15 protein-coding genes and 1 riboswitch are annotated in these 12,099 nt (G+C 72.1%); of the genes, 13 read left to right on the top strand and 2 right to left on the bottom strand.

What is annotated here, in order from left to right; genetic code table 11:
* Positions 1-212 precede the first annotated feature (212 nt).
* From ACF088_RS20630 to ACF088_RS20610, 5 genes are all read left to right on the top strand, one after another.
* Entirely contained in the window at positions 213-914 is a 702-nt protein-coding gene (locus ACF088_RS20630; protein WP_392377218.1) for a DUF2993 domain-containing protein, read from the top strand.
* 247 nt (positions 915-1,161) lie between these two features.
* Complete coding sequence (locus tag ACF088_RS20625) at positions 1,162-1,269, top strand: putative leader peptide (protein ID WP_350252853.1); 108 nt, start codon at positions 1,162-1,164, stop codon at positions 1,267-1,269.
* Positions 1,270-1,462: 193 nt separating this feature from the next.
* Complete coding sequence (locus ACF088_RS20620) at positions 1,463-2,308, top strand: sulfurtransferase (protein WP_392377217.1); 846 nt, start codon at positions 1,463-1,465, stop codon at positions 2,306-2,308.
* Between the two features lie 40 nt (positions 2,309-2,348).
* Positions 2,349-2,636: a DUF1416 domain-containing protein gene (locus ACF088_RS20615; protein ID WP_030085405.1), complete on the top strand. Its 288-nt coding sequence runs from the start codon at positions 2,349-2,351 to the stop codon at positions 2,634-2,636.
* A gap of 176 nt (positions 2,637-2,812) precedes the next feature.
* Positions 2,813-3,100, top strand: a complete 288-nt coding sequence (locus ACF088_RS20610) for a DUF3099 domain-containing protein (protein ID WP_159743939.1) — start codon at positions 2,813-2,815, stop codon at positions 3,098-3,100.
* A gap of 78 nt (positions 3,101-3,178) precedes the next feature.
* Here ACF088_RS20610 and ACF088_RS20605 read toward each other — a convergent pair whose 3' ends face one another.
* On the bottom strand, positions 3,179-3,544 hold the full coding sequence (locus tag ACF088_RS20605; RefSeq protein WP_392377216.1) for a DsrE family protein: 366 nt from the start codon (positions 3,542-3,544) through the stop codon (positions 3,179-3,181).
* 313 nt (positions 3,545-3,857) lie between these two features.
* Here ACF088_RS20605 and ACF088_RS20600 point away from each other — a divergent pair, with 313 nt between their 5' ends.
* From ACF088_RS20600 to ACF088_RS20575, 6 genes are all read left to right on the top strand, one after another.
* Positions 3,858-4,445 carry an FABP family protein gene (locus ACF088_RS20600; protein ID WP_392377215.1) on the top strand — a complete coding sequence of 196 codons (588 nt, stop codon included), beginning with the start codon at positions 3,858-3,860 and terminating at the stop codon, positions 4,443-4,445.
* A 59-nt stretch (positions 4,446-4,504) separates the two neighbouring features.
* Positions 4,505-4,578: riboswitch (cobalamin riboswitch) on the top strand.
* Positions 4,579-4,719: 141 nt separating this feature from the next.
* Positions 4,720-5,814 carry a FecCD family ABC transporter permease gene (locus ACF088_RS20595; RefSeq protein WP_392377214.1) on the top strand — a complete coding sequence of 365 codons (1,095 nt, stop codon included), beginning with the start codon at positions 4,720-4,722 and terminating at the stop codon, positions 5,812-5,814.
* Positions 5,814-6,692, top strand: coding sequence for an ABC transporter ATP-binding protein (locus ACF088_RS20590; RefSeq protein ID WP_392377213.1), 879 nt, complete (start codon positions 5,814-5,816; stop codon positions 6,690-6,692). Before ACF088_RS20595 ends, ACF088_RS20590 begins: the two co-directional genes overlap by 1 nt.
* Positions 6,693-6,702: 10 nt before the next feature.
* Complete coding sequence (locus ACF088_RS20585; RefSeq protein WP_392377212.1) at positions 6,703-7,746, top strand: ABC transporter substrate-binding protein; 1,044 nt, start codon at positions 6,703-6,705, stop codon at positions 7,744-7,746.
* Between the two features lie 119 nt (positions 7,747-7,865).
* On the top strand, positions 7,866-8,303 hold the full coding sequence (locus ACF088_RS20580) for a Fur family transcriptional regulator (protein ID WP_392377211.1): 438 nt from the start codon (positions 7,866-7,868) through the stop codon (positions 8,301-8,303).
* Positions 8,304-8,360: 57 nt separating this feature from the next.
* Positions 8,361-9,341: a YgfZ/GcvT domain-containing protein gene (locus ACF088_RS20575; protein WP_392377210.1), complete on the top strand. Its 981-nt coding sequence runs from the start codon at positions 8,361-8,363 to the stop codon at positions 9,339-9,341.
* Positions 9,342-9,514: 173 nt separating this feature from the next.
* Here ACF088_RS20575 and dtd read toward each other — a convergent pair whose 3' ends face one another.
* Positions 9,515-9,940: a D-aminoacyl-tRNA deacylase gene (gene dtd, locus ACF088_RS20570; RefSeq protein ID WP_392377209.1), complete on the bottom strand. Its 426-nt coding sequence runs from the start codon at positions 9,938-9,940 to the stop codon at positions 9,515-9,517.
* 367 nt (positions 9,941-10,307) lie between these two features.
* On the opposite strand from dtd, the gene ACF088_RS20565 reads away from it, so the two are divergent.
* A complete protein-coding gene (locus ACF088_RS20565) occupies positions 10,308-10,877 on the top strand; it encodes an ABC transporter substrate-binding protein (RefSeq protein WP_392377377.1) in 570 nt (189 codons plus the stop codon).
* A gap of 50 nt (positions 10,878-10,927) precedes the next feature.
* A complete protein-coding gene (locus ACF088_RS20560) occupies positions 10,928-12,022 on the top strand; it encodes an asparaginase (protein ID WP_392377208.1) in 1,095 nt (364 codons plus the stop codon).
* Positions 12,023-12,099: the final 77 nt, after the last annotated feature.

Genomic DNA, 12,099 nt, shown 5'->3' with positions numbered 1-12,099 from the left:
CGGGGGGGGGGCGCGGGCAGACCCCCGGGGCCCCGCCCCCGGGGCGGCGGGGCCCACCCCCGGGGGGGGGGCCGCGGGACCCCCCCGGGGGGGGGGCGGGCGCCCGCCGCTGCCGTTTCCCGGACCACGTCGTCTAGGCTCCCCGGAGCGCAGGCAGGGGGCCTGCACGGACACGGCCGGGATTCCGGCCCAGGTGTGGGGGAAGTGGTTCGATGCGTGCACTTCGTGTGCTGTTGATCATCCTCGTCATATTCGGCGGGCTGTTCGTGGCCGCCGACCGGGTGGCGGTGAATCTGGCCGAGGACATGGCGGCGGACAAGATCCGCGGCAGCCAGGGGCTCGGCAAGACCCCGGAGGTCTCGATCAAGGGCTTCCCGTTCCTGACCCAGGTCGCCGGTCGCAGCCTCGATGAGGTGGACGCCGAACTCGGGGGGATCGAGGCCCGCGCCCAGGGGCATGCGCTGCGCATCGACCGGCTGTCGGCGCAGTTCCACGAGGTCGGGCTGACCAGCGACTACACCTCCATCGAGAGCGCCGCCACGGCCACCGGCAACGCGCGGATCAACTACGCCGACCTGACCAAGGCGGCGGGCGGCGGCGTCACGATCGGCTACGGCGGGCAGAAGGACGGCCGCAGCCGGGTCAAGATCTCGCCGAAGATCCCGGTCCTCAGCTCGCTGGACGTGACCGGCTCCATCACGATCGTGGGCGGCAACACCGTCCGGCTGCGCGCCGACGGGCTGCCGGCCGTGTGCAGGGCCCTGCCGGGCTGTGAGACCAAGGTGCGCGCCCAGACCGACCACGACTGGAAGCTGGACCAGCTGCCCGGCAACCTGAAGCTGGAGAAGGTCGTGACCACGCCCGAGGGGCTCTCGATCTCCGCCGCCGGCAAGGGCGTCAAGCTCCCCGGCTGACCGGAAGCCCGGACACCCAAAAGCCCGGACGCCCACGGCGGGCCGCCCCACCGGTCCGCCGCCCATCGGCGCCCGTCCAATTCCTGAGACACCCCGGTCCGTACGCCAGACCCCCCACCGGCGTACGGGCGCCCGGGCCCGTGACTCCACGGGTCGCGACACCATCGATCCCACATCCCGGACAAACGCGTCTCGCCATTCGACACGCCGGTGACACGCCCCGCTCCGCGTCCCTACGATCGGTGGCATGCAGAGCTCATTGAGCGGTCTCCGTCCGCGGGGACGTGCGGTACTGACGAAGCGGCGGGCAGTAGACCTGTGCCGCGTCGCCGCCATGCTCTGTCGCCCTGTCTGACGGGCTTTTGCACGCTCCCCCAGCTCCGGCTGGGAGGTGTCCCCAGCCCGGTCGGCCACTGCGGCCGCCCCTCACGCGTCCCGGCGCGCCGCCGCCCCGGAACCCCGTCCGGAAGTCACCGGCGCGCACCCGGCGTACCCGCGTGCCATCCATCTCTGCCACTGCCCCCGCAACTGCCCCGGAGGAGAACACCATGAGCCGTAGCGACGTCCTCGTAGACGCCGACTGGGTCGAGGCCCACCTCGAGGACCCGAAGGTCGTCCTCGTCGAGGTTGACGAGGACACCTCGGCCTACGACAAGAACCACATCAAGAACGCCGTCCGGATCGACTGGAAGCAGGACCTCCAGGACCCGGTCCGCCGCGACTTCGTCGACCAGGAGGGCTTCGAGAAGCTGCTCTCCGCCAAGGGCATCGGCAACGACGACACGGTCGTCCTCTACGGCGGCAACAACAACTGGTTCGCCTCCTACGCCTACTGGTACTTCAAGCTCTACGGCCACGGCAGCGTCAAGCTGCTCGACGGCGGCCGCAAGAAGTGGGAACTGGACTCCCGCGACCTGGTCGACGGTTCCGAGGTCCCCCAGCGCCCGGCCACCGCGTACAAGGCCAAGGCCCAGAACACCGCCATCCGCGCCTTCCGGGACGACGTCGTCGCCGCGATCGACAACCTCAACCTGGTCGACGTGCGCTCCCCCGACGAGTTCAGCGGCAAGCTGCTCGCCCCGGCGCACCTCCCGCAGGAGCAGTCGCAGCGCCCGGGCCACGTGCCCAGCGCCCGCAACATCCCGTGGTCGAAGAACGCCAACGACGACGGCACCTTCAAGTCGGACGACGAGCTCAAGGCCCTCTACGAGGGTGAGTCGGTGGACCTCGCCAAGGACACCATCGCCTACTGCCGCATCGGTGAGCGTTCCGCGCTGACCTGGTTCGTCCTGCACGAGCTGCTCGGCCAGAGCAACGTCAAGAACTACGACGGCTCCTGGACCGAGTACGGCTCGCTGGTCGGCGTGCCGATCGAGCTCGGCGCAGCCAAGTAAGCAAGCAAGCTTCTCCCTCACCCCTCAAGGAAGTACCCCTATGTGTGGAGCACAGGCAGGCGGCCCGGACGCCTCGACGATCAAGCCCGGTGAGACCACGATCCAGGGCAGCGTGACCCGCGACGGCGAGCCCGTCACCGGTTACGTCCGCCTCCTGGACAGCACCGGTGAGTTCACCGCCGAGGTTCCCACCTCCGCGACCGGACAGTTCCGCTTCTACGCGGCCGAGGGCACCTGGACGCTGCGTGCGCTCGTCCCGGGCGGCACCGCCGACCGCACCGTCGTCGCCCAGCAGGGCGGCCTGGCGGAGGTCGCCATCGCTGTCTGACGGCGGGAGTGGCCGCGCTCCGTAGTAGGGGCCTCGCCACGATCCGTACGGCCGGAGGGCCGCACCCCGGAGGTTTGGACGCCTTGGCCGGGGTGCGGCCCTCCGTGCCGTCCGGGCGCGAGGGGCGTTTCATCCGCCGACTTCTGTCCTGCCCCGCGCGGACTTACCGTGGAGTTATGGACGCGCACCGCCGGTCGCCCGTACAGCGCCGCCATCGCAGGTACTTCGTCCTGATGGGCGTGTGCCTGGTGCTGTTCGTCCTGGCCTGGGGCGTGGTGCGGCTGTGGTCGGTACCGGCCGCGGTGGGCATGTGTGTGGTCGCCATGGTCATTCCGCCCGTCGCGGCGATCATCGGCAACCGCCGGGAGCCCGGTGAGCGCTGGTGGGACGAGTCCGGCGACCCGGAGTCCGACCGCTGGTGGCGCGAGCTGGACGACCGGGGCGACGACAAGCACAGGCAGTAGCCGCCCCGGGCGCCGCGGGCCTCAATACACCAGCCCTCCGCACACCGGCCTCAGCACACCGGCCTCAGCACACCGGCCTCAGTACACCAGCGCCTGGACGTCGTCCGGCATGATCTCGCTGACGAACAACTGGGAACCGGCGATCCCGGCGCCCTCGATCAGGTCCTTCTGCTCGATGTCCCGCCGGGCCGCGCACTGGGTGCAGACGGTGATCGCGCCGCCACCGGCGCGGATCCCGTCGATCAGTTCGGGCAGGGGGGCCGAATGCGGCAGCTCGAAGTCCGCCGCCCGCCCCGGCAGCGCGAACCACACCGACTCCCCGGTCAGCCACAGCGACACCTCGACACCGCTGGCCACCGCCACCGCCGCCACCGTGAATGCCTGCGAGCACCGCTCGGGCGCATCCGCACCCGCCGTCACCTTGATCACGAGCTTCTTCGCCATGAGGCAAGAGTAGGCGCGGTGGACCTCACAGCGCCGTTGTCACCGCCGCCGACTAGACTCTCAGGCGGTCCGTTACACCCTCACTCCGTTCAGGGAGCGCGCTCGTGCTTGAGGCATTCTTCACCACCCTGCTGGTTCTGGTCGGTATCGGCGTGATCGCGTTCGCCGGTCTGACCTGGAAGAAGCTGTACCAGGGCCAGCGCTGAGCCTTCGCTCCCCCCGCCACCGGCGGGTGGCAGCCCCACCCCCAGCCTCAGAGGAGCGCCTCGCGCGCCCCTGTCGGTTCCCCTCCACATAGATCGCCTGAGCTCTCATGATCGAGATCCCGTCCGACCTGAACCCGGCCCTGGTGCCGCTCGCCTTCCTCCTCGGCAACTGGGAGGGTGCCGGCGTCGCCGACTTCCCGGGCACCGAGAAGTGCAACTTCGGGCAGGAGGTCAGCTTCAGCCACGACGGCCGTGACTTCCTGGAGTACACCTCGCACAGCTGGGTGCTCGACGCCGAGGGCAAGAAGGTCCGCCCGCTGGAGAGCGAGAGCGGCTACTGGCGCATCGACGCGGACCGCAAGGTCGAGATCGTGATGTGCCGCGACCAGGGCGTGGTGGAGGTCTGGTACGGCGAGCTGGCCGACCAGAAGCCGCAGATCGACCTGGCCACCGACGCCATCGCCCGCACTGCCGCCTCCGGCCCGTACAGCGGCGGCAAGCGGCTCTACGGCTACGTCAACAGCGACCTGATGTGGGTCGGCGAGAAGTCCACCCCGGACGTGCCGCTGCGGCCGTACATGTCGGCGCATCTGAAGAAGGTCGCCGACCTCAAGGAGTGGGCGGAGAGTCTCCCCGAGGACACGCCGGACGGCGTCTCCTTCTTCCGGCCGGACGGCACGCCCTACAACCCGTAAGCACGACACAACCCATAAGCACGACGGGAGAGCCCCGCTCTCCCTGCCAGCGCCCCGCGGGGGAAGCCGGTCGAAGTCCGGCGCTGACCCGCAACGGTAGGTGGAAGGCATCCTTCCGCAAGCCCGATCGCCCGTGGTGCGCGCAGCTTCCCGCACAACTCGCCGTGGACTGCGAGGGGACGCCACCGGGCCCCCGCGGTCCCGGGCCGCCCCTTGGTACGACGTACCGAAGGCAGGTACGAACGCGGCCCGACCCCGAGGCGGCCGACCGACCGTGGCGACCCCTACCGCGCACCCGACGACGGCCCGCGCCGGCGCACCACCGCCGCCCCGGCGGCTGCCCGTACCACCCCTGCTCGCCGCCCTCACCGCCGTCCTGCTCGGCTCCCTGCTGTGCGGGACCACGCTCGGCGCCGCCGGTCCGAGCTGGTCCGAGGCGCTGCGCTATCTGGGCGCCGGGCTGACCGGCGGCACGATCTCGTCCGACGAGGTCTCCGCCTACACCATCGTGTGGGAGCTGCGTTTCCCCCGGGCCGTCCTGGCGGCCGTGGTCGGCGCCGGGCTCTCCGCCATCGGTGTCGCCGTGCAGGCCCTGGTCCGCAATGCGCTCGCCGACCCGTTCGTCCTCGGCATCTCCTCCGGCGCCGCCGTCGGCGCCAACGCCGTCCTCCTCTTCGGAACGCTCGGCGCACTGGGCGTGTGGGCGCTGTCGGTGTCGGCGTTCGTCTCCGCGCTGATCGCCATGGCCCTGGTCTACGCGGCCGCCCGCACCGCCCACGGGCTCACCCCGCTGCGTCTGGTGCTGACCGGCACCGCGATGTACTACGGCTTCTCCGCCGTCACCACCCTGATGGTCTTCACCGCCGACCGCGGCGAGGCGGCCCGCTCGGCGATGATGTGGCTGCTCGGGAGCCTGAGCGGGGCCGGCTGGAACTCGGTGCCGATCGCCGCCGCCGCGGTGGCCGCGGCCCTGGCCCGGCTGCTGTTCTCCGCGGGCCGGCTGAACGCGCTGGCGATGGGCGACGAGAGCGCCGCCGCCCTGGGCGTGGACGCGCACCGGCTGCGCCGCGAGCTGTTCGTCGTCGCGGCGGCCGTCACCGGTGCGGTGGTCGCGGTCAGCGGCGCGATCGGCTTCGTCGGGCTGATGGTGCCGCATGTGACCCGGATGCTGGTCGGCGCCGACCACCGCCGGGTACTGGCCGTTGCACCGCTGCTCGGCGCGGTGCTGCTGGTGTGGGTGGATCTGCTCTCGCGGGTGCTGCTGGCGCCCGTCGAGCTGCCGGTCGGCGTGCTCACCGCCGTGATCGGCGTGCCCTGCTTCGTCCTGCTGATGCGGCGGCGCGGCTACACCTTCGGAGGCGGCGCCTGATGCGGCTCGAACTCACCGGCCTGTCCGTGGAGGTGGCCGGGAGGCGGCTGGTCCACGACGTCACGCTCCGGGCCGGCAGCGGCCGGATGGTCGGCCTGGTCGGCCCCAACGGCAGTGGCAAATCCACCCTGTTGCGCTGTGTCTACCGCGCGCTGCGGCCGGCCGCCGGGACCGTACGGCTGGACGGTGCCGACCTGCACGCCATGGACGCGCGCGAGGGCGCCCGGCTGCTGGCCGCGCTGCCCCAGGAGTCCGGTACGGAGTTCGACTTCACCGCGGCCGAGGTCGTCGCGATGGGACGGCTGCCGCACCAGCGCGGCGCGGGCCGGGCGAGCGCCGAGGACACCGCACGGTGCGCGCGGGCGCTGGCCCGGGTCGGCGCGGACCACCTGGCCCACCGCGGCTTCCTCAGCCTGTCCGGCGGCGAGAAACAGCGGGTGCTGATCGCCCGGGCGCTGGCCCAGGACCCGCAGGTGCTGGTCCTCGACGAGCCGACCAACCACCTGGACATCGCCCAGCAGTTGGAGGTGCTGGCGCTGGTCCGGGCCGGGGGCACCTCCCGGACGGAGTCCGGGGGAAGGCTGACGGTGCTGACCGCGCTGCACGACCTCAACCTGGCCGCCGTGCACTGCGACGAGCTGTATGTCATCGACGGCGGCCGGATCGTCGCCGCGGGCCCGCCCCACGACGTGCTCACCCCCGAGCTGCTCGCCGAGGTCTTCGGGGTCCGCGCCCACCGCGTACGGCATCCCGAATCGGGCGCCGTCCAGCTGCTGTTCGACCGTCTCGCCACCCCCGGCCCGGACCCCGGCCCAGACCCCGGCCCAGACCCCGACCCAGATCCCGACCCAGACCCCGCCCCCGCCGCCGACTCCTGAGGACCCCGCCATGCGCCGCCCCACCGCCCCGCTCACCGTCCTCGCCCTCGCGCTCGCGCTCGCCCTGACCGGCTGCGGCGCGAAGGTCTCCGGCGACGGCAGCAACGACGCATCCGGCCGGCACCCTGCCGAGGCCGCCGGCCGGCACCCCGTCACCGTCGAGAACTGCGGCACCCGCACCACCTACGACACGGCACCCCGCCGGGTGGTCACCAACGACGTCGGCATCACCGAGATCATGTTCGCGCTGGGCCTGGCGGACCGGATGGCCGGCTACGCGATGCCCGACGACAAGGGCGATCTCGACGGCCTCCCCTGGAAGGCCGCGTACGACAAGGTCCCCCGGCTCTCCAAGAAGCCGCTCACCAAGGAGATGGCCCTTGACGCCCGTGCCGACCTGGTCTTCGCGGGCTGGAACTACGGCTTCGGCGAGGACACCGGCCTGACCCCCGCGGCCCTCGGCAAGCTCGGTATCGGCAGCTACGTCCTGACCGAGTCCTGCCACCACGGCACGGACGGCACGACCCGCGGCGTGATGCCGCCCCTGGAAGCGCTCTACACCGACCTGACGACGCTCGGGAAGATCTTCGGCGTCGAGGACCGCGCCGCCGCCCTGGTGAAGAAGTACAAGAAACAGGTGGCCGACGCCGCGGACCGGGCCCCCGCACCCGCCGAGCGCCCCACCGTCTTCCTCTACGACGACGGCCGCGACAAGCCGTTCACCTCGGGCAAGTACGCCGGACCGCACGACATCATCACCAAAGCGGGCGGCGAGAACATCATGAAGGACCTCAAGGACTCCTGGACGACGGTCGGCTGGGAGAGCGTCGTCGACCGCGACCCCGACGTCATCGTGATCAACAACTACGGCGACACCTCCGCCGCACAGAAGAAGGCGTTCCTGGAGTCCTACGCCCCGCTCGCCGGCGTCTCGGCCATCAAGCACCACCGGATCTACGTCATGGATTACGCCGAACTCGTCGAAAGCCCCCGCAACCCCGCCGCCGTCAGTGACCTGGCCCGCTACCTGCGCGGCATACGGGCGGGCGGCTGAGGCGGCGTAGGGGCGGGCGGCCGAAGCGGCGTACAGGCGGGCGGCCGAAGCGGCGTACGGACGGCCTGCTGAAGCGGCAGCCCACGCCCGCCCGCCGCCCGTCCTCCTACACTGGCTGTGTGGTGACCACCGACTGGCAGAGCGACCTCCGCAGGCGCGGATACCGTCTGACCCCGCAGCGTCAGCTCGTACTGGAGGCTGTGGACAGGCTGGAGCACGCCACCCCTGACGACATCCTCACCGAGGTACGCAAGACCGCGGGCGGGGTGAACATCTCCACGGTCTACCGGACCCTGGAACTCCTCGAAGAGCTGGGCCTGGTCAGCCATGCCCACCTCGGACACGGCGCCCCCACCTACCACCTCGCCGACCGCCACCACCACATCCACCTGGTCTGCCGGGACTGCTCGGACGTCATCGAGGCGGATCTGTCGGTGGCCGGGCCGTTCACGGCGCAGCTGCGCGGACAGTTCGGCTTCGAGACGGATATGAAGCATTTCGCGATCTTCGGACGCTGCGCGGCCTGCCGGGAGAAGGCCGCCGAGGGCGACGGCTGAGGGCGACGGCTGAGGGCGACGGCCGAGGCTGTTGCGGGCGGGTCGTAGGCTGGCCCCATGCTGCGACCATCACCCGCCAGCCCCCTGCTGTCGCTGCCCGGCGCCGTCCCCGCCGAGGCTCCCGACGAAGGCGTCGCCGCGCACTACGGAGACCTCTTCCGTGAGCAGCGCGCCCTCGCCGACGGCTCCGGCTTCGTGGACCTCTCCCACCGCGGCGTGGTCACCGTCTCCGGCGCCGAACGGCTGAGCTGGCTGCATCTGCTGCTCACCCAGCACGTCAGCGACCTCGCGCCCGGACATGCCACCGAGGCGCTGATCCTGTCCGCGCACGGCCACATCGAGCATGCGGTCTACCTCGTCGACGACGGCGAGACGACCTGGATGCACACCGAACCGGGCCACCAGGAGGCGCTGATCGCCTACCTGGAGAGCATGAAGTTCTTCTACCGGGTCGAGGTCGCCGACCGCACGGACGAGATCGCCGTCGTCCAGCTGCCGGCCGGCTCCATCACCGAGGCGCCCGACAGCGCCGTCGTCCGCGAGACCGCGCACGGCCGCGATCTGTTCCTGCCGCGCGCCGAGCTGGAGCCGTTCTCCGCCGACCACGGTCCGGCGATCGGCGTCCTGGCCCTGGAGGCGCTGCGCGTCGAGGGCCACCGCCCCCGCCTGGGCCTGGAGACCGACCACCGCACCATCCCGCACGAGCTGGGCTGGATCGGCACCGCCGTACACCTCCAGAAGGGCTGCTACCGCGGCCAGGAGACCGTCGCCCGGGTCCACAACCTGGGGAAGCCGCCGCGCCGGCTGGTCTTTTTGCACCTGGACGGCAGCGAGGTCCATCTGCCGCCGCACGGCACCCCGGTCCGTCTCGCCGCGGACGGCGAGGAGGGCCGGCAGCTCGGCTTCGTCACCACCTCGGCCCGCCATCACGAGCTCGGCCCGATCGCGCTCGCCCTGGTCAAGCGGAACGTGCCGCTGGACGCGCAGTTGACGGCGGGCGGCACGGCGGCGGCGCAGGAGGCGGTCGTCGAACCGTAAGGCGCTCCACGGGTGCACGGCGGCACTCCGGCGGCCGGGCCCGGGGCGCCCTCTGCGCCGGGGGCGCCCGGCGGGGCCTGCACCTCCACCGGCCGGGGCTTACTTCCGCACCGGCCGTGGAGGCTTACACCTGCACCTGCACCTGCGACGCCGACGCCTCCACCGACCAGCGCCTACACCTCCACCAGCACCGTGAACGGCCCGTCGTTGGTCAGCGACACCTTCATGTCCGCGCCGAAGCGGCCGGTCTCCACCTGGGCGCCCAGCGCCCGCAGCTGCGCCACGACCTCGTCGACCAGCGGCTCGGCGACCGGCCCCGGGGCCGCGGCGTTCCAGGTGGGACGGCGCCCCTTGCGGGCGTCACCGTAGAGAGTGAACTGGCTGATCACCAGCAGCGGCACGGCGGTGTCCGAGCAGGACTTCTCGCCCTGCAGAATCCGCACCGACCACAGCTTGCGGGCCAGCTGCGCCGCCTTCTGGGGGGTGTCCTCGTGCGTGACCCCCACCAGCACGCACAGCCCCTCACCGACGATCTCCCCGACCGTCTCGCCCGCCACCTCGACGCGTGCGCCGTCAACCCTTTGCACCACAGCTCGCATACCCGCCATCATGCCGGGCGGCCCCCCGCCTTCGGACAGCCGTGCCCCTCCGGGGGCCGTTCGGGTGCCATGGCCCTGCAGAAGGACCGCCCAGAGTGGCACGATGCGTGCACGTGGTGCGTTTCATGGACAACATGCCCAGGAAGCGGCACCGGACGAGGGGACGGAACGACCCATGAGCACTCTCGGCGCCGGACAGACACCCGGTCCCGTACCAACCGCCCGTACGACACCGACCGGCCGGACGACCTCCACCGCCCCCACGACAGACACCGCACGTCCGGCCGGCACCCCACCACCCCCCACCGCCCTGACGACGACCACGGCAACGGCTCGCGTCGAGCCCCCCGGCACCGAGGACGGTCCCATGCTCCAGGCAGGCCAGGCGCAGCACCCCCGCCCCCCGCAGCAGCGCGACCACTGCCGTCCGGCCACGACGCCCGAGCTGTCCGGCCTGGAGCTGCCCGAGCTGTCCGGCCTGGGGCTGCCCGAGCTGCGGGTGGTGCGGCGCGACTCACAGCAGGAAGAGGCCGATCTCAGCTATCTGCGACGGCTGTTGCAGGGCCGGATCGACATTCTGCGCGCCGAGATCGCCCGCCGGTCCGCACAGCACTCCCCGCTGCTCGACCGGCTGCCGGAGATCCTGACGGACCTGCCGTCGCGGCACCGCTCCTCGGCACGGCATGTGACGGTCGGCACGCCGCACAGCGAGGAGTGCCGCAGGCTCGCCGAGGAGATCCTCGGCGAGGTGGAACTGTCCGACCTCACCGCGCGCACCGACCAGGAACTGCAGGACGCCATGGGCCGGCTGATCCGCTACGAACAGCAGGTGTCGCGTCGCCGTCAGTCACTGCAGCGCACGGCCGACGATTGCAGCGCCGAAATCGCCCGCAGGTACCGTGAAGGCGAAGCGCAAGTAGACGACCTGCTGTCCTGACCGGGCCACAAGCCTTCGGGGGCGACGGGTCACTCCCCGGAAGGCCGCCGATGACCTCGCCCAGTCCGATATCCGCAACGACCCCGGAAGCCGGTGCCTCCGCGGGTTCCACGGGTTCCACGGGTTCCGCCGGTGCCGCGGGTTCCGCTGCCGTTGGCGCTGCTGGTCTTGCTGCCGCTGCCGCGCCCGCTGCTGCGCCTTCGCCGGTGTCCCCCGTCCTCGCCGAGGTCGTCCGCTCCGGCTTCGTCGAGGGCCGGCACCGCGGGTCCCTGGTGGTGCTCGCGGCGGACGGCAGCGTGGAGTGGTCGCTGGGCGAGGTGACCACCCCGGTCTTCCCCCGCTCCACGAACAAGCCGATGCAGGCCGCGGCGGTCCTGCGGGCGGGGCTGGACCTCTCCGGCGAGCGGCTGGCGCTGGCCGCCGCGAGCCACTCCGGCGAGCCCTTCCACCTCGATCTCGTGCGGACCATGCTGGCCGAGCACGGTCTGACCGCCGGGCAGCTGCAGACGCCGGCGGACCTGCCCCTGGACCCCGAGGAGGCGGAGGCGTACCTCGCCGCGGGCCGGGTCCGTGACCCCCTCACGATGAACTGCTCGGGCAAGCACACCGCGATGCTGGCCGCCTGCGCGCTCAACGGCTGGCCGCTCGCCTCGTACCTCGACCAGGCTCACCCGCTGCAGCAGCTGGTGGCCGAGGGGGTGCGCACCGCGAGCGGCGAGGACGTCGCGCACACCGGCACGGACGGCTGCGGCGCGCCGCTGCTGTCCCTCTCCCTGACCGGCCTGGCCCGCGCCTTCCAGTACTTCGTCATGGCCGAGCCCGGCAGCCCTGAGCGACGCGTCGCGGATGCGATGCGCGCCCACCCGGAGTACGTTGCGGGCACCCGGCGGCCCGACACCTGGCTGATGCAAGCCCTCCCGGGCACGCTCGCCAAGATGGGTGCCGAAGCGGTCCAGGCCCTGGCCCTCCCGGACGGCCGCGCCCTCGCCTTCAAGATCGACGACGGCGCCGGCCGCACTCTGGGCCCGGTTCTCGCCCGGACCCTGCGCCTCATGGACATCGACGCCGCCGTGCTGTCCCGGCTGGAGGATGCCCCGCTCTTCGGTGGAGGGGTACGGGTGGGGGAGATCCGGGCCGCGTTCTGAGGGGTGGGGGTGTGACGCGGTCAACGCGTACCCGCCCGGAGCCACCCCGCCTCGCCCGTCCCGTACTCGCGCCCGCT

The sequence above is a fragment of the Streptomyces sp. NPDC015125 genome (assembly GCF_043080045.1).
Lineage (GTDB): Bacteria > Actinomycetota > Actinomycetes > Streptomycetales > Streptomycetaceae > Streptomyces.
The sequence above is the reverse complement of the archived record's forward strand: the minus strand, read 5'-3'. Positions and strand labels throughout refer to the sequence as shown.

Bases quoted from the DNA above. Each gene is read 5' to 3' on its own strand.
- ACF088_RS20630 (WP_392377218.1), top strand. From the start codon at position 213: ATGCGTGCACTTCGTGTGCTGTTGATCATCCTCGTCATATTCGGCGGG.
- ACF088_RS20625 (WP_350252853.1), top strand. From the start codon at position 1,162: ATGCAGAGCTCATTGAGCGGTCTCCGTCCGCGGGGACGTGCGGTACTG.
- ACF088_RS20620 (WP_392377217.1), top strand. From the start codon at position 1,463: ATGAGCCGTAGCGACGTCCTCGTAGACGCCGACTGGGTCGAGGCCCAC.
- ACF088_RS20615 (WP_030085405.1), top strand. From the start codon at position 2,349: ATGTGTGGAGCACAGGCAGGCGGCCCGGACGCCTCGACGATCAAGCCC.
- ACF088_RS20610 (WP_159743939.1), top strand. From the start codon at position 2,813: ATGGACGCGCACCGCCGGTCGCCCGTACAGCGCCGCCATCGCAGGTAC.
- ACF088_RS20605 (WP_392377216.1), bottom strand. From the start codon at position 3,544: ATGGCGAAGAAGCTCGTGATCAAGGTGACGGCGGGTGCGGATGCGCCC.
- ACF088_RS20600 (WP_392377215.1), top strand. From the start codon at position 3,858: ATGATCGAGATCCCGTCCGACCTGAACCCGGCCCTGGTGCCGCTCGCC.
- ACF088_RS20590 (WP_392377213.1), top strand. From the start codon at position 5,814: ATGCGGCTCGAACTCACCGGCCTGTCCGTGGAGGTGGCCGGGAGGCGG.
- ACF088_RS20585 (WP_392377212.1), top strand. From the start codon at position 6,703: ATGCGCCGCCCCACCGCCCCGCTCACCGTCCTCGCCCTCGCGCTCGCG.
- ACF088_RS20575 (WP_392377210.1), top strand. From the start codon at position 8,361: ATGCTGCGACCATCACCCGCCAGCCCCCTGCTGTCGCTGCCCGGCGCC.
- dtd (WP_392377209.1), bottom strand. From the start codon at position 9,940: ATGCGAGCTGTGGTGCAAAGGGTTGACGGCGCACGCGTCGAGGTGGCG.
- ACF088_RS20565 (WP_392377377.1), top strand. From the start codon at position 10,308: ATGCTCCAGGCAGGCCAGGCGCAGCACCCCCGCCCCCCGCAGCAGCGC.
- ACF088_RS20560 (WP_392377208.1), top strand. From the start codon at position 10,928: ATGACCTCGCCCAGTCCGATATCCGCAACGACCCCGGAAGCCGGTGCC.